Annotated in this window: 25 protein-coding genes and 2 riboswitches; of the genes, 16 read left to right on the top strand and 9 right to left on the bottom strand. The window is 57.6% G+C overall.

Features of this window, described 5'->3' with window-relative positions:
- Positions 1-2: 2 nt before the first annotated feature.
- Both IDH41_RS17330 and IDH41_RS17325 read right to left on the bottom strand, forming a co-directional pair.
- Entirely contained in the window at positions 3-1,589 is a 1,587-nt protein-coding gene (locus tag IDH41_RS17330) for a M56 family metallopeptidase (RefSeq protein WP_190863192.1), read from the bottom strand.
- Entirely contained in the window at positions 1,586-1,984 is a 399-nt protein-coding gene (locus IDH41_RS17325) for a BlaI/MecI/CopY family transcriptional regulator (RefSeq protein ID WP_317890767.1), read from the bottom strand. Before IDH41_RS17325 ends, IDH41_RS17330 begins: the two co-directional genes overlap by 4 nt.
- Positions 1,985-2,269: 285 nt before the next feature.
- Between IDH41_RS17325 and IDH41_RS17320 the strand changes: the two genes are divergently transcribed.
- Positions 2,270-3,418, top strand: coding sequence for an NAD-dependent epimerase/dehydratase family protein (locus IDH41_RS17320; protein ID WP_190863191.1), 1,149 nt, complete (start codon positions 2,270-2,272; stop codon positions 3,416-3,418).
- Between the two features lie 15 nt (positions 3,419-3,433).
- Positions 3,434-4,603, top strand: a complete 1,170-nt coding sequence (locus IDH41_RS17315; RefSeq protein WP_190863189.1) for a glycosyltransferase family 4 protein — start codon at positions 3,434-3,436, stop codon at positions 4,601-4,603.
- 543 nt (positions 4,604-5,146) lie between these two features.
- Here IDH41_RS17315 and IDH41_RS17310 read toward each other — a convergent pair.
- On the bottom strand, positions 5,147-5,581 hold the full coding sequence (locus IDH41_RS17310; RefSeq protein WP_190863187.1) for a DoxX family protein: 435 nt from the start codon (positions 5,579-5,581) through the stop codon (positions 5,147-5,149).
- 317 nt (positions 5,582-5,898) lie between these two features.
- On the opposite strand from IDH41_RS17310, the gene IDH41_RS17305 reads away from it, so the two are divergent.
- Together IDH41_RS17305 and IDH41_RS17300 are read left to right on the top strand one after the other, a co-directional pair.
- Positions 5,899-6,042 (top strand): hypothetical protein, encoded by a 144-nt coding sequence (locus IDH41_RS17305; RefSeq protein ID WP_190863185.1) that lies wholly within the window; start codon positions 5,899-5,901, stop codon positions 6,040-6,042.
- Between the two features lie 448 nt (positions 6,043-6,490).
- Positions 6,491-7,456, top strand: a complete 966-nt coding sequence (locus tag IDH41_RS17300; RefSeq protein ID WP_190863183.1) for an iron-hydroxamate ABC transporter substrate-binding protein — start codon at positions 6,491-6,493, stop codon at positions 7,454-7,456.
- On the opposite strand, the gene IDH41_RS17295 is transcribed toward IDH41_RS17300, so the two are convergent.
- The 4 genes from IDH41_RS17295 to IDH41_RS17280 all read right to left on the bottom strand — a co-directional run bounded on the left by IDH41_RS17295 (position 7,453) and on the right by IDH41_RS17280 (position 10,855).
- Positions 7,453-8,349: a sensor histidine kinase gene (locus IDH41_RS17295; protein WP_223829804.1), complete on the bottom strand. Its 897-nt coding sequence runs from the start codon at positions 8,347-8,349 to the stop codon at positions 7,453-7,455. The genes IDH41_RS17300 and IDH41_RS17295 overlap by 4 nt on opposite strands.
- A gap of 19 nt (positions 8,350-8,368) precedes the next feature.
- Positions 8,369-9,166: an ABC transporter permease gene (locus tag IDH41_RS17290; protein WP_190863181.1), complete on the bottom strand. Its 798-nt coding sequence runs from the start codon at positions 9,164-9,166 to the stop codon at positions 8,369-8,371.
- Positions 9,159-10,082, bottom strand: a complete 924-nt coding sequence (locus IDH41_RS17285; protein ID WP_190863179.1) for an ABC transporter ATP-binding protein — start codon at positions 10,080-10,082, stop codon at positions 9,159-9,161. The genes IDH41_RS17290 and IDH41_RS17285 overlap by 8 nt, the downstream gene beginning before the upstream one ends.
- A 92-nt stretch (positions 10,083-10,174) precedes the next feature.
- Positions 10,175-10,855: a response regulator transcription factor gene (locus tag IDH41_RS17280; RefSeq protein WP_190863177.1), complete on the bottom strand. Its 681-nt coding sequence runs from the start codon at positions 10,853-10,855 to the stop codon at positions 10,175-10,177.
- Positions 10,856-11,006: 151 nt separating this feature from the next.
- On the opposite strand from IDH41_RS17280, the gene IDH41_RS17275 reads away from it, so the two are divergent.
- The 7 genes from IDH41_RS17275 (at position 11,007) to IDH41_RS17245 (ending at position 16,632) form a co-directional block, all read left to right on the top strand.
- A complete protein-coding gene (locus tag IDH41_RS17275; RefSeq protein ID WP_190863175.1) occupies positions 11,007-11,639 on the top strand; it encodes a hypothetical protein in 633 nt (210 codons plus the stop codon).
- Positions 11,640-11,805: 166 nt separating this feature from the next.
- Positions 11,806-12,183, top strand: coding sequence for a GntR family transcriptional regulator (locus tag IDH41_RS17270; RefSeq protein WP_223829803.1), 378 nt, complete (start codon positions 11,806-11,808; stop codon positions 12,181-12,183).
- A gap of 3 nt (positions 12,184-12,186) precedes the next feature.
- The gene (locus IDH41_RS17265) at positions 12,187-12,900 is read left to right on the top strand and encodes an ABC transporter ATP-binding protein (RefSeq protein WP_190863173.1); all 714 of its coding nucleotides are present in this window, start codon (positions 12,187-12,189) and stop codon (positions 12,898-12,900) included.
- Positions 12,901-13,647, top strand: a complete 747-nt coding sequence (locus IDH41_RS17260; RefSeq protein ID WP_190863171.1) for a hypothetical protein — start codon at positions 12,901-12,903, stop codon at positions 13,645-13,647. It begins immediately after the preceding gene.
- Positions 13,648-13,649: 2 nt separating this feature from the next.
- On the top strand, positions 13,650-14,753 hold the full coding sequence (locus IDH41_RS17255; protein WP_190863169.1) for a DUF4097 family beta strand repeat-containing protein: 1,104 nt from the start codon (positions 13,650-13,652) through the stop codon (positions 14,751-14,753).
- Between the two features lie 12 nt (positions 14,754-14,765).
- Positions 14,766-15,695 carry an ABC transporter ATP-binding protein gene (locus IDH41_RS17250; protein ID WP_190863167.1) on the top strand — a complete coding sequence of 310 codons (930 nt, stop codon included), beginning with the start codon at positions 14,766-14,768 and terminating at the stop codon, positions 15,693-15,695.
- Positions 15,688-16,632, top strand: coding sequence for an ABC transporter permease (locus tag IDH41_RS17245; protein ID WP_190863165.1), 945 nt, complete (start codon positions 15,688-15,690; stop codon positions 16,630-16,632). Before IDH41_RS17250 ends, IDH41_RS17245 begins: the two co-directional genes overlap by 8 nt.
- A 518-nt stretch (positions 16,633-17,150) precedes the next feature.
- Here the strand turns inward: IDH41_RS17245 and IDH41_RS17240 are convergent.
- Positions 17,151-18,026, bottom strand: coding sequence for a DUF4982 domain-containing protein (locus tag IDH41_RS17240; RefSeq protein ID WP_190863163.1), 876 nt, complete (start codon positions 18,024-18,026; stop codon positions 17,151-17,153).
- Positions 18,027-18,056: 30 nt separating this feature from the next.
- On the opposite strand from IDH41_RS17240, the gene IDH41_RS31820 reads away from it, so the two are divergent.
- The 3 genes from IDH41_RS31820 (at position 18,057) to IDH41_RS17225 (ending at position 19,912) form a co-directional block, all read left to right on the top strand.
- A complete protein-coding gene (locus tag IDH41_RS31820) occupies positions 18,057-18,233 on the top strand; it encodes a helix-turn-helix domain-containing protein (RefSeq protein ID WP_190863162.1) in 177 nt (58 codons plus the stop codon).
- A gap of 94 nt (positions 18,234-18,327) precedes the next feature.
- Positions 18,328-18,870, top strand: coding sequence for an NADPH-dependent FMN reductase (locus tag IDH41_RS17230; RefSeq protein ID WP_190863160.1), 543 nt, complete (start codon positions 18,328-18,330; stop codon positions 18,868-18,870).
- Between the two features lie 292 nt (positions 18,871-19,162).
- On the top strand, positions 19,163-19,912 hold the full coding sequence (locus IDH41_RS17225; RefSeq protein ID WP_190863157.1) for a hypothetical protein: 750 nt from the start codon (positions 19,163-19,165) through the stop codon (positions 19,910-19,912).
- 401 nt (positions 19,913-20,313) lie between these two features.
- On the opposite strand, the gene IDH41_RS17220 is transcribed toward IDH41_RS17225, so the two are convergent.
- The gene (locus IDH41_RS17220; RefSeq protein WP_190863155.1) at positions 20,314-21,660 is read right to left on the bottom strand and encodes an APC family permease; all 1,347 of its coding nucleotides are present in this window, start codon (positions 21,658-21,660) and stop codon (positions 20,314-20,316) included.
- Between the two features lie 154 nt (positions 21,661-21,814).
- Positions 21,815-21,913, bottom strand: a riboswitch (guanidine-I (ykkC/yxkD leader).
- A gap of 131 nt (positions 21,914-22,044) precedes the next feature.
- A riboswitch (guanidine-I (ykkC/yxkD leader) is annotated at positions 22,045-22,146 on the top strand.
- Between the two features lie 95 nt (positions 22,147-22,241).
- Here IDH41_RS17220 and IDH41_RS17215 point away from each other — a divergent pair.
- Both IDH41_RS17215 and IDH41_RS17210 read left to right on the top strand, forming a co-directional pair.
- Positions 22,242-22,970 carry an urea amidolyase associated protein UAAP1 gene (locus tag IDH41_RS17215; protein ID WP_190863153.1) on the top strand — a complete coding sequence of 243 codons (729 nt, stop codon included), beginning with the start codon at positions 22,242-22,244 and terminating at the stop codon, positions 22,968-22,970.
- A 34-nt stretch (positions 22,971-23,004) separates the two neighbouring features.
- Complete coding sequence (locus tag IDH41_RS17210) at positions 23,005-23,661, top strand: urea amidolyase associated protein UAAP2 (protein WP_190863151.1); 657 nt, start codon at positions 23,005-23,007, stop codon at positions 23,659-23,661.
- Positions 23,662-23,664 lie beyond the last annotated feature (3 nt).

The following is a 23,664-nucleotide window of genomic DNA, read 5'->3' as shown; positions in this document are numbered from 1 at the left end:
TCTCAGACGAAGCTTTTGGCGTTATCCGTCTTCGTTTTGGTGAACAAGGTGCCATGAATCGGGCCGATCGTCATCGCTTCCTGCCGGAACGATTGCGCATCCACCTCGGGCCGCCCGGTATTCGGGGTTCCCTTCAGCAAGCCATGCTCCTGCAGGCTGCCATTCCCAATGGCTGCGACCGCCTCGAAAATTTGCTCGTCGTCGGTTCCGTATCGGGATACGAAGGTCATGGAGGCCGCCTCGATAAGGTCGGCTTGTTCGGCTTGAGTGAAATACGTGTTCAAATCCACGTTTTCAAGCCGGAAGCCTTCGGGCGCGTAGTCGGGCACTTTAAAGTCGAAATTGGCGAAATCGAGCGCCCGATCCAGGCGGTTGAACCATTTGAACGAGTCGATCAGCCTGACGATTCGGAACGAAGAAGCGTTCTGCTCCTCGGCTTCCGCAGCGTGCGAATTCGCGTCCGTTTTGGCGACCGTTGCAGTCGTAAGCATGACGGCGCCGAACGAAGCGATCAGAACGATGGCAACGGCGGACAGCTTGTACGACCCTTTTTTAAATTTGGCGATCATCGTGATTCTCCGTTTCATATCATTGTCGTTCGCTAAGAAATGCGCGAGGTTGGCCTTAATTGAGGCGTTCCCGGCGAATAAGCGCGACAGCATCAGGAGCGTCATGCCGTAGGACGAAGCTTCCCGCTCGTCCAGCGCTTCCAGCGTACGCGCGTCGCAGGCGACCTCCTGGTCGGCTTTCATTCGTTTGACGGCGAGCCAGGCGAGCGGATTGTACCAGTGAAGCATGACCGCCAGCGTCCACAGGAAGTTCGCCAGCAGGTCTTTCCGTTTCAAATGGGTCAGCTCGTGCAGCAGGATATGCGCAAGCTGAGCGCTGTCCGCGATCGCGACGATATCCTCCGGCAAGTAGATGCCCGGCTTCGTCAAGCCGTAGGCGCACGGGCTTCGGAGCAGGCTTGTCTCATAGACGGGAATGTCCGTCTTGATGCCCAGCCTCGCTTTGCACGCTTCCAGAATGGCGAGAATTTCCGCGTCCACGGCTTTGCGCGAAGCTATGATCCGCTTGCGGAATCGCAGCGCCGCGAACAGGTAGCCCGCACTAAGCGCCAGCAGACCGCCAAGCCAGACGAGCGAGGCGATTGTCAGCAGGCGGCCCTGCCCGTCTCGATCGCTGTCTCCGGCATCAGGCCGAGGAGAAGTATCCGAGACGGGCGATTGCGCCTCTTCCGTCCGACTCGGTCCGGCTGAAGTGGCAGCGGCGCTTCCTTCCTCGTTCCGCAGCGGCGATGCCGCAGGCCCGCGCACCGGTTCCGGTGCAGCATCCCGGCCGCCGTACCCCGAATAAGCGATCCCGTTCTCTTGCACCGCCTGCGGCAGCAGATTATACAGGCTGACGGGGCTTTCCGGGGCGAGGGGAACAAGCAGCTTAACGAGCACGAGCAGCCACAGCACGGGGACGATGCCGGGGCCGAAGCGGTTGTTCAGCGGCTTCCGGATCAGAAGCAGCAGCAGGATGGCGAAGCTCGCGGCAAGAGATGCGGCAAGCAGAAGGGAGAACGCCGATTCGAGGAGCCTCATGCGCCCGAACCGTCCTTCTTCCTTTGGTCCAGCAGCCGTTGAAGCTGCTCGATATCGCGATCGGAGAGCTTCTCTTCCTCGAGAAATTTCGCGCACAGCATGCCGACGGCCCCGTCATAGAACCGGTTCAGGAACGATTTGTTCTCCGCCTTCAAGTAGTCGTCGTGCGACACGAGCGGGTAATACAGGTAGGTGCGGCCGGACTTCTCGAACCGGATCGCGTTCTTCTTGTGCAGCCGGTTCAGGAACGTCTTGACCGTCTGGTCCGACCAGCTCATCTGCTCGGTCAGCTTCTCGATAATCTCGCTCGCGGACAGCGGCTCCTTCTGCCAGAGCAGCTTCATGACTTCGCTCTCCGCTTCGGTGATGCGGGGGGATGGGTTCAATGGCTTCACCTTCTTCGCTCTTTATGTTTACATATGTAAACGATGATTAAAGTTTACGTCTGTAAACGACAGGTGTCAAGCGGAAAACATTCCCGGCCGACAATCTCTTAACATTATCTTTATGCCGCCGCGAGAATAATTGAATTGCGCGTCGCAATAGGAATGAGTAAGGCTGCAAGTACGAAGTCAAGGCGGATCGGTTTTATTTTAAATTAACAAAGCTGTGTTATTTTATTTTCGAATGGACGGCACAAGGCGGATTTCGATAACGGAACTATTCGAGGAGGTTCAAGCATGAGAATCGCGATCGCTGGTGGAGACGGATTTTGCGGTTGGCCGACGGCTTTGTATTTATCGAAAAAAGGACATGAAGTCACCATTATCGACAATCTGATTCGCCGCAAGTGGGATGAGGAGCTGCGCTCGAATTCGCTTACGCCGATCGCTTCGCTGAAGGATCGGATCGCCGCTTGGCGGGAGAGGACCGGGCGGGAGATAGGGCTCTACGAAGGCGACCTGAACCATTATGATTTTCTGAGAACCGCGCTCGAACAAACCCGCCCCGAAGCGTTCGTGCACTTCGCGGAGCAGCGCTCCGCCCCGTATTCGATGATCGACAGGGAGCACGCCGTGTTCACCCAGGTCAACAACGTCGTCGGCACGCTTAACGTCATATACGGCATCAAAGAAATCGTTCCCGACTGCCATCTGATCAAGCTCGGCACGATGGGAGAGTACGGGACCCCCAATATCGATATCGAAGAGGGGTATATCCGAATCGTCCATAACGGCCGGGAGGACGTGCTTCCCTATCCGAAGCAGCCCGGCTCGATGTACCACCTCTCGAAGGTTCACGACAGCCATAACCTGATGTTCGCCTGCAAGGTTTGGGGGCTGCGCGCGACCGATTTGAACCAAGGCGTCGTCTACGGCCTGCATACGGACGAGACGCTGACGGATCCGGTGCTCGTCAACCGGCTCGACTACGACGGCGTGTTCGGTACGGCGCTCAACCGGTTCCTCGTCCAAGCCGCGATCGGCCACGATTTGACGGTATACGGGGAAGGCGGCCAGACGCGCGGGTTTCTGAACATTCGCGATACGATCCGCTGCATCGAGATTGCCGCCGAGCATCCGGCCGATTTCGGGGAGTTCCGGGTATTCAACCAATTCACGGAGGAGTTCTCGGTGATGGAGCTGGCCGAGAAGGTGCGCGCGGTCGCGCGGCGGGAAGGCTTGCAAGTGGACATCGCCCGCCTGGACAATCCGCGCGTCGAGAAGGAACAGCATTACTATAATGCGAAAAATACGAAGCTGAAGGCGCTCGGCCTGGAGCCGCATCTTCTGACGGACGAAGTGCTGCTGGACATTTTGCTGACCGCCGGACGGCATAAGGACCGCATCATTCTTCAGAACGTCCTGCCGCAAGTCACCTGGAAGTAGAACGGGGCCGCTCGGATGAAGATTGCCATCGTAACCGAAACGTTCCTGCCTTCAACGGACGGAATCGTCACCAGGCTGTGCGCTACCGTTCGCTGGCTGCGAGAGCAAGGCCATCACGTGACCGTCATCGCGCCCGACCTCGGCGTCTATGAATACGACGGCGTCAAGATCGAAGGCATACCTGCGCGCCCGTTCTTCCTGTACCCGAGCAAGCGGCTGGCGCTGCCGAGCCCGAAAGTCGGCGCCCTGCTGGAGAGGCTTCGTCCGGATCTTGTTCATGTCGTCAACCCTGCGGTACTAGGCGTGGCGGGCATCTATTACGGCCGCAAGCTGAAGCTGCCCATGATCGCTTCCTACCATACCCAAATTCCGAAATACGCCGATTACTATCGTCTTCCGTTTCTGAAGCCGATTTTGTGGTGGTGGTTCCGGCTGCTGCACAACAGGGCGGATGTGAACCTGTGCACGTCGCAATCGGTGCTGGACGAACTGAAGGGCCGCAAGTTCCGCAGCGTTCATCTGTGGAAGCGGGGAGTCGACGTAGAGCGCTTCGGACCGGGGCATCGGCATGCGGAAATGCGCGGCCTGCTGTCCGGCGGCCGTCCGGACCGAACCGTGCTGCTCTATGTCGGGAGGCTTGCCGCCGAGAAAGGGATCGAGCAAATTCGGGAAGCGCTGGAAGCTTCTCCGGAGCTGTGCCTCGCGCTTGTCGGCGACGGTCCGCACAGACCTTCGTTGGAGCGCTATTTCCGCGGCACGAACACGGTGTTCACCGGCTTTCTTCACGGCGAATCGCTGGCCGAGGCATACGCTTCCGCCGACCTGTTCGTGTTCCCGTCCACGACCGAGACGCTGGGCCTTGTCATTCTGGAGGCGATGGCTTCCGGACTGCCGGTCGTCGCGGGCCGTAGCGGCCCTACCTGCGAGCAGATCGAGGACGGCGTAACGGGCGTGCTGTTCGACGGGGATCGCCCCGAAGCGCTGACGGAAGCGATAGCCTCCTTGTCCGAACCCGGCCTGAGGGAGACGATTTCGGCCAACGCTTACGCGGCGGCGGGACGCGTGGGCTGGCACGAGCCTTCCGAGCAGCTGCTCGGGTTTTATGAGGATGCGCTTCTAGAGAAGGCGGCTCGTTCCGCGGCTCGCCCGTTTCCGCTTCGTTGGCGCCAGGAACGGCGCCATTGAAGTTTGCTTACTTGGCGGTGCCAGGGGATTATCCCTGCACCGCCAATTTTTCGGCTGGCTGCCGCCTTCTTAAGCGGCCGATGCGACTCGTGCCTAAGCCGCTGCATAACCTGCCTCCAGGCAGCGCGTCTTATGCCGAAGCCTGCAAAAGTGGCAAAAGTGCAGGCTTTTGCTCGCTCTTATGCGTGCTGCGAAGAATTGCGTGCGAAAGTGCATCTTTTGTCGTTTGGTAAGCACAAAAGGGGACCCGCGTCCCGAAATGCCTGCGCATATGCAGGTATTTCGTCCGGCCGCTTCATCGACGGTGTAAAGGCTGCACAATCGCAGGCTTTTCGCTTGGCAAGCCGTTTTTACAAATGGGAAAGGGGCGTCCTTCCGTCATCCGGCGATGACTTCAGGGACGCCCCTTTTTGTTCAAATCGTGAAACGAGCTTATGCCGCCAAAGGACGGCACAGAACCGAGCTGCGCAAGATGCAGCTAGCGGTTCGTGCGTAGCGTCAGCCGTTTACTTCCCGAACCGAAATGTCCTCCCGGTTGATCGGCTAAGCGGTCGCTCTCGGTTGAGCCTTGCTGCCGGCAAGCTCTCCCGATTGATCGGCCAGGCTGCGGGAGGCCGCATTCCGTCTCTTGTGGTAGAGCGCATAAGATCCGAAGAGCACGGCGAACACGGCGACGAAGAACAGCGCTCCGCTAACTGGGCCTCCCGCCGCCAAGGTGGAGTACATCGCGCCCGCCAAGTCGAAAGTCAGGCCGGCGTAGGCCCATTCTTTGATCCGCGGGAAGCCGGGAATCAGGATCGCCGCGACGCCCAGCAATTTCGCGATCCCCAGGAAAGGCAGCAGATATTCCGGATAGCCCAGCTGGCCGAACAGCGCGACCGCGTCCGGCGCTTTCATCGCATCCGAGACGGCGCCCATGCCTAGAAATACCGACAACAGAACCGTGCTTACCCAGTACAAGACGTTTACTTTTTTCATTATTCATTCCTCCAATTTGGTTAATTTCGATCTCTTGAACTCAATATACTCCATTAGGAATATTCCTGTCAAGGAATATTTTGAACGCGGCAAAAATCGATGGCGGGACTCCGCAAAGCGACGAAACCGCCGCAATGGGGCCGTCCGTAAAAGGACAAGCACGCCGGCGCCATCGTCCCAAACTAAAAATAGCGGCGCGGGAAGCTGCTCCCGTACCGCTATTCTCCTCTATGGGCTTGTCTCCACGAGCCTGCGTTGTCTTTTGTGCAACCAAACCGGGCCGATAATTTATTCAAAACGACGGAAGACAGCCTGATGTGGAGCCGTCCACGCTCAAATCGCAAATCAACAGCATCTTGAAAAAATTCGACAAGAGCAGCGTGCAGGAAATCGTGCCCGTCCTTCGGGAGCTGCATATTCCGCAAATTCTGTCGCAGCGGAAAGGGAAGCTGCAGGAGTAGGCTTAACGTATACGCAGCGATAGGGCTGTCTCAATAGGCCATGAACCGGCCTGAGAGACAGCCCTGCTTGGCTTCGATGACCAGGAGACGGCGATGCTAATTTCAAAAAATGAAACTGAATCGTTCTAAACCCCGCACATCCCTTATTTCGTTTCAATATTTGAATTTAAACCGTTCCATTCGTTCATAACCTTTCAATAATAACCGCCTGAGTTTCAAAATTTGAAACTAAACGCCCACAAAGTTCCCTTCTTTCGCATTTCGTTTCAGTTTTTGAAATTTATAAGTAGCTGTCTCAAACTTAGGAGCGAGCAACGAAAATGCACCGTCGGTTCGAAGAATGCGGTCCCCTTTTAAATCTACAGTTGACAACCGCCAACAGAAGCTATATATTATTTGTCGTATGATATTGAGAATCATTATCGTCTATACAAAAGGGAGAGCTATCATGAAGAACAAATTATTCGTCGTCATTTCCTTGCTGCTGATGGTCGTCGTCAGCGCGTGCGGCGGCAACGCCGCGAACAATAACAGCGCGGGCGGCAACGCGTCGTCGCCTTCGCCGGAGGCGAGCGCGCCGGCGCAGTCGGAAGAGCCTTCCGGAACGGTCACTTACGATTCCGAGAACGGCCCGATCGAGATTCCGGCGAACCCGACGCGGATCGTCGCGTTGACGAATGCGCCGAACGTGCTGTCGCTGGGCGTATCGCTGATCGGGGTAGACGAATGGACGGGGAAGAATCCTCTCTTCACCGAGAAGGTGGCGGGGGTTGAAATCGTAGGGGAAGCGGATCTGGAGAAAATCTCCGCGCTCGAACCCGACCTCATCATCGCCGGCTCGCATATGCAGACCATCGAAGAGCTGAAGAAAATCGCGCCGACGGTCGTATACACATGGGGCAAGCTGGACTACTTGACGCAGCAGGTCGAGATCGGGAAGCTCCTGAACAAAGAGGAAGAGGCGCAGGCATGGGTCGACGACTTCAAGCAACGCGCCGAAGCGGTCGGCAAGGAAATCAAGGCGAAGCACGGCGAAGACGTCACCGTAACGGTATTCGAGACCGATTCGAAGAACTTCTACGTGTTCGGCGACAAATGGGCGCGCGGCACCGAGATTCTGTATCAGGCGATGGGACTCGGCATGCCCGAGAAAGTGACGGCGGACGCGCTGGAAGCGGGTTACTACACGCTGTCGCAAGAAGTCATTCCCGACTATTCGGGCGACTTTATCGTGATCAGCCGCGCCAAAGGCGGCGACAATTCGTTCATGGACACCGAGCTTTGGAAGAACGTTCCGGCCGTCAAGGCGGGCCAAGTCATTGAGATCGACACGGAGGCGTCGACCTACAGCGATCCGATCACGCTCGATTACTTGCTGGACATCTTCAAGAAAGGCTTCCTCGGCGAAGCTTAAGGCAGTTCTAACGGAAGCTCAACGCGAATTTCGAGCATTCCGTCATCCAGGGCGGCGCGCGCAGCGCCGCCCATTTTGTCCGTCAACAGCCGAACGATCGACAAGCCCAGCCCGGTGCTGCTTCCGCTCCTGGCTTTGTCGCCGGTATAGAAACGATCGAACAGCCTGTCGGCGTCAAGGGCGGTGGACGGATCGACAAGATTCCGGATCGACAGGACGGCTTTGCCGGCAGCATGCAGCCGTATGTCGATATCGCCGGCAGCGTGCTGCAAGCAGTTGCGAAGTAAATTTTGAACGATCCTCGTCGCCATCTCCTTATCGGCATGGATCCAGACGGGCGGCGCATCCTCGAGCTGCACGGCCAGACGCCGCTCTTCCAATGCCGGAACGGACGCGGCCAGGCATTCCGCAACCAGATTGGTCAGGTTGATCCGTTCCGTCCGAAGCTCGGCATTTGCGTTCAGCAGATAGGAATATTCGAAAAATTGCTCGATCAACCGTTCCAATTCATCGGCGTGCTTCTGGGCGACGAGTAGCTTCTTCCGCTGATCGGCGGTCAATTCGCCGTTCATCGCCAGCTGCTGATAGCCTTTGATGGCCGTAAGCGGCGTCCGCAAATCGTGGGAGATGTTCGCGATCAGCTCCTTGAAGCTTTTTTCCTCGCGAATGCCTTTAAGGCGGAGGGTCTCCTCCGCCTTCAGGCATTTGTTCATATTGACGGCGAGTGCGTTGAGCTCCCCGCTCTGCAGCTCCAGCCGAATCGGCTGCCTCGTATGCTCGGACAGCCGCTTATCGAGCTGGCGGTTGATGCTGCGCAACTGCCGGCGAATAAAGGCGACGTACAGCAGGAGCATAAAAATAACCGCAGCCAAAGCGCAAGCCAAGATCGTCAACGCCTTCCCCACCTTTCCGTTACTTCAATTCCGCTCTCCTGAACGCGGCGTACGTGACAGCCGTCGTGACGATCATAAACATGAAGCTGACGACGGCGGTTGCGAGCATGTCTCCAGCTCCCGTCTCCAGACTCATGAAAGCATGGCGCCCGCCGTACGGCGTCGAGGAGAAGAGGGAGCCGAACCAGTGGGAGCCGTCGCCGAGCCTCATGAGCTGCGCGCATAGGATGGAGAAGCCGTAATAGATCGCGACCACGAAGATCGGCTTTCGAAGCAGAAAGGCAAGCGGTACGCAAATACTGAGCTGCGCCGCATAGACAAGGAGCAACGTCAGTATGATAAATACGGTTTTCCAAATGTCCGCCGCGGCAAATGCGGAGCCGCCCTCCGCCGTCAGAAGATGAAGGAAGCCCAGAGCGACGTTCTCCATGCCGAACGGGTGGCCAGTGCCAAGCGCCACTGCCGTGACGACGGCATACGGCAGCAGGACGAGCGCCACGGCGACGCCGAGCACGGCCGCTTTGCCGATGACGATCGCGGCCCTCCCGAAGCCGCTCGCGATGGCGTCCTGAATCGTTTTGTTATCGAAATCCCCGCAAATGAGAATGCCCGCGATGACGCCTCCGAGAATGCTGATCATGTTCATATCGGAGAACATGAACCCGATGCCCGTCATGCTCGCATCGATTTGGCCCTGCGGGATCAGGTAAGCCATGACGGCCATGACGGTTGCGCTGACGGTCGTCATGGCGAGCAGTACTTTGATCGCCCGGGACTTGCGCAGCTTATACAAATCGGCCTGGATCAAATTAAGCATGTCGCTCGCCCCCTATGACGGAAATGAAGTAATTTTCCAACGTATCGCCTTCGATTGAAAATTTCGTCGCGACGATGCCGTTCTCGAACAACGTCCGGGCTACGGCATCCTTCCGATTCAAGTAATCGTACAGCTTCACGGTCTTGTCCGGCATTACCTGGAACTTCGTCGTGTTCAGCTGCGTCTCGAGCACGCCCGCCAGCTTCTCAGGCTGGTCGCAGCCGATAAGAATATGATGCTTGCAGTTCTCGTCCAGCTGCTCCTGGGTAAGGGTCTGCTTGATTTCGCCTTGGTGGATGATGATGTAATCCGTCGCTGTCTGGTAGAGCTCCGGCAAGTTGTGGCTGGAGATCAGTATCGCCATATGCCGCTCCTCGCACAGCTTCTTCAGCAGATTGCGGATTTCGATGACGCCGAGCGGGTCGAGCCCGTTGATCGGCTCGTCCAGGATCAGCAGCTCCGGATTGCCGAGCAGCGCGATCGCGATGCCGAGCCGCTGCTTCATGCCGAGCGAGAAGTTGCGGGCTTTCTTGTTCCCCGTGCCGGCCAGCCCTACCAATTCGAGCAATTCATGCTCGATTTCTTTATTCGGAATGCCCCTCATCGTACGGTAAAGCGTAAGATTTTCCTGCGCCGTCATATGGGGGACGAAGCCCGGATGTTCGATCATGCAGCCAAGACGCTTCCTCTCTTCACGCAAGGCGCGTTCGCCGCCGTGGCCGAACAGCAGTATGCTGCCCTCCGTCGGGAAGGAAAGCCCGGCCAGCAGCCGCATAAGCGTCGTCTTGCCCGCGCCGTTCTGCCCGATCAAGCCGTATATTTTGCCGGGCTCCATCGCGATCGATACGTCGCGCAGCGCGACGAAGCCGCGGTAGCGCTTCGTCAGGCCGTTCGTTTTCAACACATGGGATGTCATATCGCTCACCTGTCCTTTCTAACGCTTAGTGTAACGGCCACCGGTTTAGAAAAGGTTAAGGGAAGCGATCGAAAGGTTAAGAATTCGATAAGTTACGGCTTGCGCAGCCGATAACCGAGGCCCCACAACGTCTCAATGTACTCCTCGTCCGGGTTTGCTTTCTTAAGCTTATTGCGCAAATTGCTCATATGCGTCTTCACCGCGTTATCGTCCCCTAAGTATTCCTCGTTCCAGATCGATTCGTAGAGATTCGCCTTCGTGAACACTTTCCCTTCGTGCTTCAGGAGCAGCTCCAGAATGGCATATTCCTTGGCCGTCAGCTCGAGCTCCGCGCCGCCTGCGGTAACGCGCTTGGCACGGTCGTCCAACGTGACATCCTTGTAGCGGTAAACCCGGCTTGGCTGCGCCTGCTTGCGGAACCGCCGGAGATTGGATTCGACCCGCGCCGTCACCTCGCCAAGATCAAAGGGTTTTGTGATATAGTCGTCCGCGCCGAGCTTCAGAAGGTCGATCTTCGTGCCGACCATGTCCTTGGCGGAAATGACGATGACCGGGGTATCGGAGAAGGCCCGCGTTTCTTTCAATATTTCATCCCCGCTTTTGTAGGGAAGCATAATGTCCAGCAGAATCAAGTCGTACGAGCGGTTTTTGATTTCGCGCATGCCGTCAACGCCGCTATAGGACGAGGTGACGCGATAGCCTGCGTCGGTCAAGGCTTCCGCAAGCATGAGATTGACGTCTTCCTGATCTTCGATAATGAGGATGGAGCTCATAGAAACCTCCGGTCGGGATATGTCCAAGTCTCCTGTCTGTTGAGAATCATACTTGTCATGATGATTATATCGCATTCCATTTTATGTACAAAGCGGAACATGTTATCCTTTGCATAGAACGCAAACGAATCGGCGGGAGGCTGGAGAAGCATTGAAACTTTTATCTCTGTTGTCGTCTGAGGCGGGAGACAGGACGCAGGAGTCGAACGAGCGGGTTGCGGCGATGTGCCTGGAGAACCCCGGCGCGCTGACGGAAATCGCGGAAGGGTTGAAGCAGGCGAAGAAGCCGAAGCTGGCGGGCGACTGCGCGGAGGTGATGACCAAGGTGGCGGAGCGTCAACCGCAGCTGGTCGTACCGTATGCGGATGAGCTGCTGGCGAAGCTGAATCATCGAGCGGCGAAGGTCCGCTGGGAAGCGGCGCACGCGCTCGCGCTGATCGCGCCTCTCGTACCGGCGGCCGTCATCGGCGCGCTGCCAGTCCTTCGGCAAATGCTGAGCTCCGATGCCAGCATCGTCGTCCGCGATTATACGATCGAGATGATCGCATGCGCCGCGAAGGCGGGGGAGGATGAAGCGCGGACCGTGTTCCCCTTGCTGCAAGAAGCGTTAACGGTGTGGGAGGGTCGGCATCGCGGCTTGGTGCTGAAGGGGCTCGTCCACGTATCGGCTTCCGCCCCCGGGCTAAGGCCCGAAATAAGTAACATCGCGGCAGCCTATGCGGCCGATGCAAAAACGGCCGTAGCGAAATCGGCCAAAGCGCTCATGAAGAGCTGCGCGACATAAAGAGGCAAAGCGTACGAATCGTTGCGAAGCCGCCTTCCGACCGACGGAAGGCGGCTTTTTGTCTGCGACAAAAAAAGCAATTGACAAAAGCGCCCGAAGCTTCTATTGTTTTAGGTGCACTAGTCAAATAGTGCACTGGTTTATTGATGCAAGGGGGTGCCGGACATTGCAGCTGGATTTTAACAGTTCCATGCCGATTTATTTGCAGATGGTGAACGAAGTGAAAAAGGCGCTGGCCAGAGGAGAGCTCTCGCCGGGCGATAAAATACCTTCGCACAAGGAGAGGGCGCAAATGTCGCAAGTCAATCCGAATACGGTGCAGCGGGCGTACCAGGAGATGGAGCGGGAAGGGCTGACGGAGACGCTGCGGGGGCAGGGCACGTTCATCCGGAACGATCCGAGCCTGCTGCAGCGCATTCGTTCGGAGATGGCGCAAGCGGCGGTGCGGCAATTTATCGAAGAGATGCGCGGACTCGGCATCGAGCCGGAGGAAACCGAGCGCATGCTGCGCAACGAACTACATAAAGGGATGGAGGGGGAGTAGCCCGTGTCCACGGAGGATCAAGACATTATCATTGAACTGAAGGGTATTCATAAACGGTATTTGCTGAAGCAGGCCTTGACCGGAATCGATCTTAGGATCAGAAGAGGCAGCATCGTCGGCCTGCTGGGGCCGAACGGCAGCGGCAAGTCGACGCTGCTGAAGCTGATCGCGGGGATGATCTATCCCACGTCGGGCAGTATTCGCGTGAACGGGAGGGAGCCCGACGTACGCAATAAGAGTCAAATCGCCTATTTGCCCGAGATCGACAACTTGTACGGTTGGATGACGGTGACGGAAACGCTAAATTTTATATCCGGCTTCTATGCCGACTGGCAAGCGGACAAAGCGGCCGAGATGCTGCAGACGATGGAATTGGAAGGGAAGCAGAAGGTTCGGAGCTTATCGAAAGGGATGCGGGCGCGGCTGAAATTGATCGCGGCGCTGTCCCGCAAAGTGCCGCTCGTGCTGCTCGACGAGCCCTTCTCGGGCATTGACCCGTCTTCGCGGGCCAAAATCATCCGTTCGATCCTTTCCGAATTTCAATCCGACGAGCAGACGATCGTGCTGTCGACGCATTCCGTCAAGGAGTCGGAGCCGATGTTCGACGACGTCGTCTTCCTGCAGAACGGCTGGATCAAGAAGTTCGATTCGGCGGAGAACTTGCGCGCGGCCTACGGCTGCTCGCTCGAGAACCTATGGGAGAAGGTGTACGCGTAGATGGGCTTCCGGAAATTATTCGCGAAGGAATTGAGGAGCGTTCTCCCGCTGGCGGTCGTTTTTGCGGTCGCCATCGTTCTGCTGCATTTTTTTGTTTTGTACAAAAGCCCGGTCTGGGATGACGATTTCATTATGGTCATGTCGCTGTTCCTGCCTTTCTTGCTCACGGCGGTTCTCGCGGTCGGCGCCGGCTACTACCAGCTCCATATCGAGTGGAAGACGAACTCGATCTACCTCCTGCTCGCCCTGCCGATTCGCGGCTGGAAGGTGATGACCGCCAAGCTGGCGGCCGTTCTTACGATGTTCGTCTGCAGCGTGCTGTGGATCGCGATCAGCTTCGCCCTTATTTTGCTGCGGTCAAAATGGGACGAGGTGAGCGCCGCCGAGGATATGACGGAGCTGGTGCCCGCCATGCTCAATTTGGCGCTGCACACCTTCTGGATGTACGCCCTTGCCGTTCTGTTTCTCCTGGCGGTCGTCCAGTTCGCGTTCTTGTGCGGGCAGCTCGTCGCGAGGTTCAAGGGCGTCGTCGTGCTTGCCGCTTTTCTCGGCGCGCTGTGGCTCGTTCTTCGCGTGACCCCTTTGCTGTCCCAGCTGCTGGGGTGGATGCCGGATATTTTTTACGGGGGCGCGAGCGACGCCGATGCCGAGTTTTTACATGCGGGCCCGTTTGTCGTCCTGTTTCTGATCAGCATCGGATTCATTTGGCTGAGCGGCTATATTTTCGAGAAGGAGGTGGAGGTGTAGCGATGGTTTTCAGGAAAAAAAGAACGATTCTTCTCGCATCGGTCGCCGTCCTGCTCCTGCTCTCGATTCTCGACGTCGCGTTCAGGAAAGAAGAGCTGTTCGAAGCGTTCGGCGATCAATTTTTAAACAATCCGCGGACGGAGGCGTACGTCAAAGCGCATCAAGAGGCGGAAGCGACGGCCGAGCGGCAGCTCGAGTGGAAGCGGCAGGACCTCGGCGATGTGAAGCTGACAAGCGCGAGAGGGAGGATCGCCGTAAAGCGCTCGCCGGACGATACGATCCGCCTGCACTATACGGTCGCGGCTTCGGCGAAGGATAAGGAGACGGCGGAACGCAAGCTGGAAGCCGTCAAGGTGGAGGAGCGGACGGCCGACGGGCGGCTGTCGCTGGCCGCAACGGCGAATGGCAAGCCGGTCGACGACGGTTCCGTCAAGCTTGGCTATGTGCTTCATATCCCCGGCGGCATGAAGCTGTCGCTCGAGAGCGAGAACGGGTTCGTCACGGTGGACGGCGTTCAGGGGGATGTCGAAATCGCTTCTTACAGCGACATTCTGGAGCTCACCGGCGTTTCGGGCTATGTCGCGGTCGATGCCTCGTACGGAAGTCTTTATTTGTCGGGCATCAAGGGAGGCCTTGACTATAAGAACCGATACGGCGAAGCGACGATCGAGGATGTCGAGGGCGCGATCGCGCTCATGAGCAGAACCGGCTATACCCATCTGACCGGCATTGCCGGCAGCATCGCGGCGGACGCGGAGTCGGGTTCCCTGCATCTGCGCGATACGACCGGACCGGTACGCATCGTTGGGAGGGGAACGGCGCTCCAACTGGAGCAAATCCAAGGCGACATCGACGTATCGACCGATTCGGGCGACGCGACGTTCATTTTACCCGAAGCCGAAGGCTATGCTTTAAGCGCGTCCGCGCAAAACGGCGCGATCCGCACGTCGCTTCCGTTCCCGGTCGAGCCGGCCGCAGACGACAGCGGCAAATCGTTGCTGGAAGGCGTAATCGGAACGGGACGGTGGAGCATCGACGTGCAGGCGGTTTCGGCCGATATCATCCTTCATGCCAAGCCGTCTTTACAACAGGCAGATCATAAATAAGGAGGTTCCCATATGAGCCAAGAACCAATCGTAAGCTTGCGAGGCGTGACCAAAAAAATCGGGCGGGCCACGATCATCGACAACTTGTCGTTCGACGTGCCGCAGGGGGAAATTTTCGGCTTTCTCGGCCCGAACGGAGCCGGCAAGACGACGACGATCCGCATGATGGTCGGCTTGATGTCGATCGGCGAGGGCGAAATCCGGATTAAAGGGAAAAACGTGAAGAGCGAGTTCGAGCAGGCGATCCGCCACGTCGGCGCGATCGTGGAAAATCCGGAAATGTATAAATTTTTGAGCGGCTATCATAACCTGATCCATTTCGCGCGGATGATACCGGGCATCTCGAAGCAAAGAATCGACGAGGTTGTCTCGCTCGTGAAGCTGGAGAACCGCATACACGACAAAGTGGGCAAATATTCCCTTGGCATGCGCCAGCGGCTCGGCGTCGCGCAGGCGCTGCTGCACAAGCCGTCCCTGCTCATTCTCGACGAGCCGACGAACGGTCTCGATCCGGCGGGCATTCGCGAGCTGCGCGACTATTTGCGCCAGCTGACCCGGAGAGAAGGAATCACCGTCATCGTATCGAGCCACCTGCTCTCCGAGATGGAGCTGATGTGCGACCGGGTGGCGATTTTGAACAAAGGGAAGCTCGTCGACGTGAAGCTGATCGGCGATTTCATCGGCGCCGGCGATGCGTCGCAAACCTTCCTGATCGAAGCATTGCCTTCCGAACGGGCTCTCGCCGCATTGTCTGACATGGAGGGCGTGGGGGCGGTTCATCGCGCTCCGGAAGGACTCGAGGTGACGGCCGAGCGGGATCGCATACCCGAGATCGTGGAGCGGCTCGTCCGGAACGACATACGCATATACGGCGTCCGCGCGCGGCAGCAGTCGCTGGAAGACCGGTTCCTCGAAATGACGGGAGGCGAGCAAATTGGTTAATTTGATTTTGAACGAAAATATGAAGCTGTATCGCCGCTGGCGCACCTGGATCATGGTGGGCCTCATGATCGGGGCCGTTCTGCTCGGCAGCATCGTGGAATGGTATTACGACACGAAGGAAGCGCCGGAAGGCACGTGGCAGGAGCAATTGACGGAGGAAAACCGGCAGTATGCGGCGAACCTGAACGATCCGGACACGGAAGAGGAGAACAAGACGTACATCCAGAGGCAAATGACGGTCAACGACTACCGGCTCGCGCATGACATCCGGCCGGAGTCCGGCACGATGTGGGACGGCATTAACGGCTCGGCCGAGCTGGTCGTCCTGATCACGCTGTTCACCGTCATCGTGGCCGGGGACAGCCTGGCCGGGGAATTCACGTCCGGCACGATCAAGCTGCTGCTCATCCGCCCCGCGAGCAGGCTCAAAATTTTGTTGTCCAAATATATTTCGATGCTCATGTTCGGCTTGCTGCTGCTTGTCATCCTGTTCGTCGTATCCGTCATGGTGAACGGCCTGCTCTATCAGTTCCAGCATATGGGCCTGCAGCTCGTGACCGTTGACGGGCAAGGGCAGATCGTCGAACGGAACATGTTCGCCAATCTGTGGCAGTCGTATTTGCTGAACGGCGTGTCCACGATCATGTTCGTCACGATGGCCTTCATGATTTCCGCCGCGTTCCGCAGCAGCGCCATGGCGATCGGCTTCTCGATCTTCGCCTTATTCGCCGGCACGCTGCTGACGGAGTTTATCCGGCGCTACGAATGGAGCAAATACGTCCTGTTCGCCAACATCGACTTATCGGCGTATTTGGTCGGCCGTCCTTATCAGGAAGGGATGACGCTCGCCTTCTCGATCGCCGTATTGGCCGCCTATTTCATCGTGTTCAATCTCGTCTCCTGGCTCGTGTTCACCCGCAGGGACGTGGCGTCGTAAGCATGCGCAATGCTATTCAAGTAGATAAACCGGATCCGTTCCGCGGCTTCCCCGGGCGGTGGCTGGGCGGGGTGGCATGCCTTCTAGGTCCGCTATTGCTTATGATTGGCGTAGCGCTCCGGTACAAGTTTCATTTTTTCTTCCCCGACCAGCTTTTGGCCTATCAAGAACATCCCGCGTTAATGACCGCGTCCTACAGCGCGTTCGCGGCGGGGAATATCCTTCTGCTGCCGGCCGTTATTCTGCTGTCGAAGAAGATAAGCGCGACAAGGCCGGGCTGGGCGCTATGGGTTCTCGTTCCTTGCGGCGGCGGGGCTGTGCGCCGCGTTCCTGCCCTTAGGCGTGCAGGTTCTTCGAGAGGGTCCCGCGCCCAAAGGAAGGACGCTGTTTTTTGGGATACTCCTGACGCTGCTATTGCTGGGCTTCTTTTATTTTTTCGGTCAAGCAGGTTGAAAAAAGAGAACGAGACCGCTCCGCGCGCAAGCCTTGCGCATGGAGCGGTCTCGTTTCGTTAACGGCTATCCGGCCGTAATCGCCGCCCGGGCCGGCTCGAGCCCCGGCGACTCGGCCGTCACGACGATCCGGCCCGCCGAAGTCGTCGCGCGGACATAAGCGAGAAGCCTGCCGCGATAAGCTTTTCTCGTCCTGGAGCTGTAAGGCTCCAAATCCTGAACGTCCCCGTTCTCCATCCCGATGATTTCGCCGGGGCCTTCAACGGACAGCGTAATCGGATGATCCGCCAGATAGACGGGATTGCCGTCGCGGTCAGCCACCTGGATCTCGACGTGGGCGATATCCTGGCCGTCGGCTTTCAGCTCCGCATCATCGACGCTAAGCGCAAGCTTCGTCGGCTTGGAGGCCGTATGAAGCGCATACGAATGCAGCTTGCCGTCTTTGCCTTTGGCGGCGGCTTCCAACGTCCCTTCCTCGAATGGGACTTCCCATGTTAGGTACAGCCGCGGCGCGTCCGCAAGCTTCCTCGTTCCCAAAGATCGTCCGTTAAGGAAGAGCTCCGCCTCCTCGCAGTTGGTATGGCAGGCGACTCTCAGCCGCTCGCCGGCTTCCCAGTTCCAATGCGGGACGCCGCCGCTCCATCTGCCCCTTGCGCCAAGCTCGGGTTCGTCCTGCTTCATCGCCGCGAGGAAGACGGCCGGCTCCTCGCTCCATAAGCTCCGGCGGTAGTGGTAGCTCGTCTTCTTGAAGCCGGCAAGGTCCAGGAAGCCGGCCTGCGCGACGCGCACGGGCCATCCCCTCGCCTCGCCTAAATAATCGATGCCGGTCCAGATGAACTGGGCGCTCATCGCGTCGTTGTCCCTGACGGCGAGCCAAGCTTCCAAGCCGGAGCCGCTCTCGCTGCCGTAAATGACCCTGCCCGCCTCTTCCGGTTTATTCATAAGTTTAAGGAAGCGACCGGCACGACGCCGGTGAAATATTTGACCGATAACCGCATGAACGAGGCGAAGAAGCTGCTCTTGGAGTCTTCCCTTAGCGTCAAGGAGGTCGCCTCCATCGTCGGCTACGAGAATCCTTTGTATTTCAGCAGGGTGTTCCGCGGTTCGGTCGGCGTGCCGCCAAGCCTTTATAAGAAGCGATTCGTTTAAGAAATTCATCATTTGTTTTTCATTGAACATCATGTAATAATGGCAAATAGAAGGGGATTTCCTTTCAAATTATGGCAAATCAGGAGGGAAGAACATGTCAAAGCTGAATATCGGAATTATTTTGGGAAGCACTCGCCAAGGGCGCGTTAGTCCACAGGTGGGGGAATGGGTGAAGGGCATCGCCGACAAGCGCGGCGACGCGAATTACGAGATCGTCGATATCGCGGAGTACAAGCTTCCGCTGCTCGGCGAAGCCGACGCGACGGAACAAGCGGCGAAGTGGAACGAGAAGCTGGCAAGCCTCGACGGCTTCGTCTTCATCGTCTCGGAATACAACCACAGCATTTCGGGCGCCTTGAAGAACGCGCTCGATTACGCCCGCGAAGCCTGGAACGACAAAGCGGCCGGCATCGTGAGCTACGGCTCCGTGGGGGGCGGGCGCGCGGCCGAGCATCTGCGCGGCATCCTGGGCGAATTGTCCATCGCCGACGTGCGCATCCATCCGGCTCTGTCGCTGTTCACCGATTTCGAGAATTATACCGTGTTCAAACCGGCGGATTTGCATCTGACGAACGTGAACGGCATGCTCGATCAAGTGCTTGCCTGGAGCGGCGCTTTGAAAACGTTAAGACAATAGGACAAGAATGGCCCTTCCGCGAATCGAGCGGAAGGGCTTTTTTTCATTGCCTCTCGCCGGCGGCGCGGTAGCCTCATCGCCCCCCGTCCAGGTCCGATCGAATACTTTGGCCCGATTCCAACCATAATGGTGATAACGCGTCCGATCACATCTTGCCCGGGAGGCCTGTATGCAGCTGCCGCCGCTACTTCAATTGAGAGTGAATTTACTTGCGGGGAACGCCGTTTGGTTCCTAATACCGGCCGTGCTTTGCGTCATTTTGCTTGCTTATACCTTATGGAAGAAAAGAGACATGAAGCTCGTCGCGTTATTTTTTTGCATGAGCGGCATGGCGGGCTTTTTGGAAAACATCATTTTTTTCTGGCTGCAAAGCTACGAATATTATCCGCAAATATTAGAGAACGGGTACTACGATATGACGCTGGGCGCCTACATTTCGCAGCGGTTTCTCGTTTCGACGGTAGCGGTGTCCATCGCCGCGTTCGGGCTCGGCGTTGCGCCGGTCCTGCTGCTGACCGCGATGTTCGTCGGCATCGAGCTTATTTTTCTGGCGATCGGCATCTATAAGCTGAATTGGTGGAATCCGGCGTATACCGCGATAGGCTTGTTCCTTTATTTTCTGATGACGAAAAAGTGGTACGACAGCCTGCTTTGGGTATCGTCCCGCTTTATTCGGTTTTTCACCTTGTTCAGTATGACCTATACGCTTTATACCGATATTATCGCAATCCCGACCTTGGCCGGCCATTACCGGTTTGCCGTCCATTGGTTCGACGATCCGGCAAGGAACACGGTCATGGTCATTCTCATCGATTGCTTTATCGCGAGCTTCCTGGTGGCGGTCGTTTGTTATTGCAGGCTTCATTGGGCGATCAAGGCGTCGGTTCCGCTCGCGATGTGGGCAAGCTACTTCGTCCTGATCCGGCTTCAGCTCTTTACGTTCACGCACGTATGGGATTTACTGGTGTTCGCGGCTTCGGACGTCGCGGTGCTGCTTAATTGCGTCTATTTCGAACGGGTATTATCAAGTGTTAGGAAGTAATGCTCGAGGCTCGGGCGGCTCCCTGATGAGCGGTTTCAAGCCTTTTTCTTTTTTTCCGAAACCGCCTTGACCTAGAGCGGGCATCCGATAAGCACAAGACTGCGATTGTGCAGTCTTTGCGCCATCGATGAGGCAGTCGAACGGAGAGCCTGCGGAAGTGCAGGCTTTCCGGGACGTGAGCCTCTCTTTTGTGCTTACCACGCGAAAAAGGCTGCACATTCACACGCATTTGATTCGCAGCGCGCATGGAGCGACCAAAAGCCTGCGCATCTGCAGGCTCGGTATGAGACGCGCTGCCTGGGGGCAGATCACGTCGAGGCATAGGCATGAGTCGCTTCATCTGCGAACCGTTCATCCCGCAAACAAACCGGCATTCGGGACAGTCCCCTTCGTAGTTCGCTTCAGTCCCGCCGCGGCGCGAACGGAACCCGGGCTTTCTTGGGCAGCGCGAGAAGCGGCTGCAGCTTATAGCGGAAGGCATGGTAGACGATGCCGAACAGTACCCAGGACAAGCCGATCCATAGCGCTTGGCGGTCGAGGAGCGACAGCAGCCAGCCGATGAAGCAGGCGCCGATCAGCGGGCAGACGAGGTAGAGCAGCGTCTGCTTGAAGGAACGGCGCTTCTCCTTGATGTAGAGGCGGACGATGACGGACAGGTTGACGAAGGTGAAGGCGGTCAGCGCCCCGAAGCTTACGCATTTCACCGCGATGTCGAGGCTGATGACGAGGGCGAGCATCGAGAAGGCGGCGACGAGCGCGATATTGACCGCCGGCGTCCGGTATTTCGGATGCAGCGCCCCGAACACCTTCTTCGGAAGGACGGCGTCGCGCCCCATGACGTACAGCAGCCGGGAAACGGTCGCGAACGAGGACAAGCCCTGCGTAAAGATGGCGAACACGAGCACGGTGACGAACAGCGCGGACAGCCCCGAGCCGCCGACGAGCTTCACGAGCTCCATCCCCGCCGTATCGCTATGCTCGAACGCCAGATTCGGATAGATGAGCTGCGTTAAGTAGGAAGGCGTCAAATACAAGACGCCGGCTAATGTAATGATGATGAGGATGGCGCGCGGGATGGCGCGGCCCGAATCCTTCGTCTCCTCCGACATCGTCGTAACGGAATCGAAGCCGAGGAAGCAGAAGCAGATGACGGAAGCGCCAGCCAATATCGCCGTCAGCGGGATGTCCGTCTGGGCGATCGGCTGCAGCGGATGGACGGCGGGGCCTCCGGACAGGTTTTTGATCAGGAAGAAGCAGAAGACGCCGACGAACGACATTTGAATCCAGACGAACCATTTGCTGATTTGCGCGGAGAAGTTGACCCCGAGGATGTTGATGGCGGCGAGAACGACGTTCAGCCCGACGATCCATGCCCATACCGGAACCGAAGGGAATTGGGCGTTAAGGAAGATGCCGAACGTCAGGCAGGCGATGAGCGGCGAGAACAAATAGTCGAGAAGGATCGCCCATCCGACAAGGAAGCCCATGTAGGGATGGATGCTCTTGCCCACGTACGTGTAGGACGAGCCCGAGGTCGGATACGTTCTGGACATGATGCCGTAGCTTACGGCGGTGAAGAAAATGGCCACGAATGCGAGCAGGTAAGCTTGTGTCAGCATACCTCCCGCGCTTTCGTAAGCGACGCCGTACACGGTGAAGTAAATCATCGGCGTCATCCATGCCAGCCCCAAATAAACGATATGGCGCATCGAAAGCGTCCTGCGCAAGGTTGCGTGTTGATCGGTCATCCTCATAATCCCCCAGTCTTACTAGTGTAAACGGCTTCGCCGTACGTTGGCGGAGAAGCTCGTTTCGCGGTGAAATATAAGCGGAGTATAAAGAGAAACTTATACTTTCTTATATTTTTAAAAAAATAAAGCCCGGGAGGATATCAATGGATATCTCTCCCGGGCTTTTGTCCCTCCGTGGACACGGCGCGCGCCGTGCGTCTTCTCTCGGACCAGGCCGGCGAGGCGCCGCGGAACCCTAGAAGACATCGTGTATGAGGTTTGATGTAGTGTAATATAACATGGGTTTTTTGATTTGAAAAGAGTTATGTTAGGTATTGTTACAAAAATTGTTGACGGAGTTCGAGTTGTGTGTTACCTTTAGTCACATAAAACCAAACCGAATAGCTAGTTTACTAGGGTTCCGCCGGCGAATGCCGGGACTGGTCCGAGAGTAAACCGCCCCCCATCGCGGGAGCGACACGGAAGGATAAAAGCCTGGGAGATATCGTCAAGACGCCACGTCTTGCGATATCTCCCTTTTTGTTTCTCCGCGGGGCGGCGCGCAGGCGAAGAATCGATAGCGAAAAGGAGCGAGTGCCATGACGAAAGGCGAGTGGAGCATGACGATCAGTCCCGGAGGAAAGTGGTCGGGCAAGATCGGAAGGGGAAAGCTGCTGCGTTTTGCCGCGCAGGGGGCGGGAGCGAATGTGTCGCTGCTGCTCTTCAACTCGGACGACTTGACGGAGAAGTACAATATGCCCGATACGCTGAAGGCGCAGCATACGGCGCATTTGACCCGCGGCCACGCGTTGCTCAGCGACAACGGCCGGGTTCTGGCCAGCATCGTCGAGGACAGCCTCGGCTGGCATGATGCGATGGCCGGCTACACGTCGCGGGCGGAGACGGACGCGAGGTACGGCGCGACCCGCTATCAGGAGATGCGCAACGATTGGCTGCGCAGCGGGGAGGAGAATCTGAAGGTCGAGCTCGTTCGCAGCGGCCTTGGTCCGAGGGATCTGTCGCCGGTCGTCAACTTGTTCTCGAAGGTAAGCTGCGACGACGAGGGCGGCATGCGGTTCGACGCCGATCATTGCGAGGCCGGGGCGACCGTCACGCTGCGCACGGAGATGGATGTGCTGCTCGTACTGTCCAATACGCCGAATCCGCTCGATCCCCGGAAGACGTACCCCTCCGTGCCGGTACTGATGACGGTCGAGCCGGCGGAAGGGGAGGCCGGCGACGACGATTACTGCGTCCGGTTCCGTCCGGAGAACCGCCGCGCCTTCGAGAATACGTGGAGTTATTACGCGCTGCAAAGCCGTCCATAGAGCAACTACCCATGAACCAAGGAGGAATTCATTTATGTCCGCATTTCATCGAGTGGAAAGTTCCCGCATGCCCGAAACCGCCGTCTACGATGCCGTCATTCCCGCGGGAGACGGCTGGATGCATGAGCTGAAGGCCGGGCAGGTGCTGCGTATCGTCGACCTGGAGGGCAACCAGGCGGCCGATACGCTGTTCTACGACGCCGACAATCCGGAGGACCATTACAGCGCGGCGAGGACGATCGTGGGTCAATCGAACATTTACTTGACGGCCGGCTCCGTCCTGCGGGCCGAGTCCGGCAAGGAGCTGCTGACGATCGTCGCGGATACGTGCGGGCGGCACGATACGCTGGGCGGCTCTTGCTCGGCGCAGAGCAACACGGTCCGGTACGCGCACGATAAGCTGCACATGCACAACTGCCGCGACACGTACATGCTGGAGCTGGCGAAGCATCCGGAAGGCGGCCGATACGCGAAGCGGGATTTGGCGCCGAATATTAACTTTTTCATGAACGTGCCGGTGACGGAGGTTGGCGGGCTGACGTTCGCCGACGGCGTGTCGTCGCCGGGCGCTTACGTCGAGCTGCGGTCCGCCTGCCGGACGATGGCGCTCGTCAGCAACTGTCCGCAGCTCAACAATCCTTGCAACGCCTATAACCCGACGCCGATTCGGGTGTTGATCTGGGATAACTGATCC

Source organism: Paenibacillus arenilitoris, assembly GCF_014705655.1.
In the GTDB taxonomy this organism is placed as follows: domain Bacteria; phylum Bacillota; class Bacilli; order Paenibacillales; family Paenibacillaceae; genus Pristimantibacillus; species Pristimantibacillus arenilitoris.
The sequence above is the reverse complement of the archived record's forward strand: the minus strand, read 5'-3'. Positions and strand labels throughout refer to the sequence as shown.

Bases quoted from the DNA above. Each gene is read 5' to 3' on its own strand.
- IDH41_RS17280 (WP_190863177.1), bottom strand. From the start codon at position 10,855: ATGAGCTCCATCCTCATTATCGAAGATCAGGAAGACGTCAATCTCATG.
- IDH41_RS17230 (WP_190863160.1), top strand. From the start codon at position 18,328: ATGTCAAAGCTGAATATCGGAATTATTTTGGGAAGCACTCGCCAAGGG.
- IDH41_RS17240 (WP_190863163.1), bottom strand. From the start codon at position 18,026: ATGAATAAACCGGAAGAGGCGGGCAGGGTCATTTACGGCAGCGAGAGC.
- IDH41_RS17300 (WP_190863183.1), top strand. From the start codon at position 6,491: ATGAAGAACAAATTATTCGTCGTCATTTCCTTGCTGCTGATGGTCGTC.
- IDH41_RS17210 (WP_190863151.1), top strand. From the start codon at position 23,005: ATGTCCGCATTTCATCGAGTGGAAAGTTCCCGCATGCCCGAAACCGCC.
- IDH41_RS17310 (WP_190863187.1), bottom strand. From the start codon at position 5,581: ATGAAAAAAGTAAACGTCTTGTACTGGGTAAGCACGGTTCTGTTGTCG.
- IDH41_RS17320 (WP_190863191.1), top strand. From the start codon at position 2,270: ATGAGAATCGCGATCGCTGGTGGAGACGGATTTTGCGGTTGGCCGACG.
- IDH41_RS17260 (WP_190863171.1), top strand. From the start codon at position 12,901: ATGGGCTTCCGGAAATTATTCGCGAAGGAATTGAGGAGCGTTCTCCCG.
- IDH41_RS17225 (WP_190863157.1), top strand. From the start codon at position 19,163: ATGAAGCTCGTCGCGTTATTTTTTTGCATGAGCGGCATGGCGGGCTTT.
- IDH41_RS17315 (WP_190863189.1), top strand. From the start codon at position 3,434: ATGAAGATTGCCATCGTAACCGAAACGTTCCTGCCTTCAACGGACGGA.
- IDH41_RS17330 (WP_190863192.1), bottom strand. From the start codon at position 1,589: ATGAGGCTCCTCGAATCGGCGTTCTCCCTTCTGCTTGCCGCATCTCTT.
- IDH41_RS17250 (WP_190863167.1), top strand. From the start codon at position 14,766: ATGAGCCAAGAACCAATCGTAAGCTTGCGAGGCGTGACCAAAAAAATC.
- IDH41_RS17220 (WP_190863155.1), bottom strand. From the start codon at position 21,660: ATGACCGATCAACACGCAACCTTGCGCAGGACGCTTTCGATGCGCCAT.
- IDH41_RS17290 (WP_190863181.1), bottom strand. From the start codon at position 9,166: ATGCTTAATTTGATCCAGGCCGATTTGTATAAGCTGCGCAAGTCCCGG.
- IDH41_RS17215 (WP_190863153.1), top strand. From the start codon at position 22,242: ATGACGAAAGGCGAGTGGAGCATGACGATCAGTCCCGGAGGAAAGTGG.
- IDH41_RS17285 (WP_190863179.1), bottom strand. From the start codon at position 10,082: ATGACATCCCATGTGTTGAAAACGAACGGCCTGACGAAGCGCTACCGC.
- IDH41_RS17255 (WP_190863169.1), top strand. From the start codon at position 13,650: ATGGTTTTCAGGAAAAAAAGAACGATTCTTCTCGCATCGGTCGCCGTC.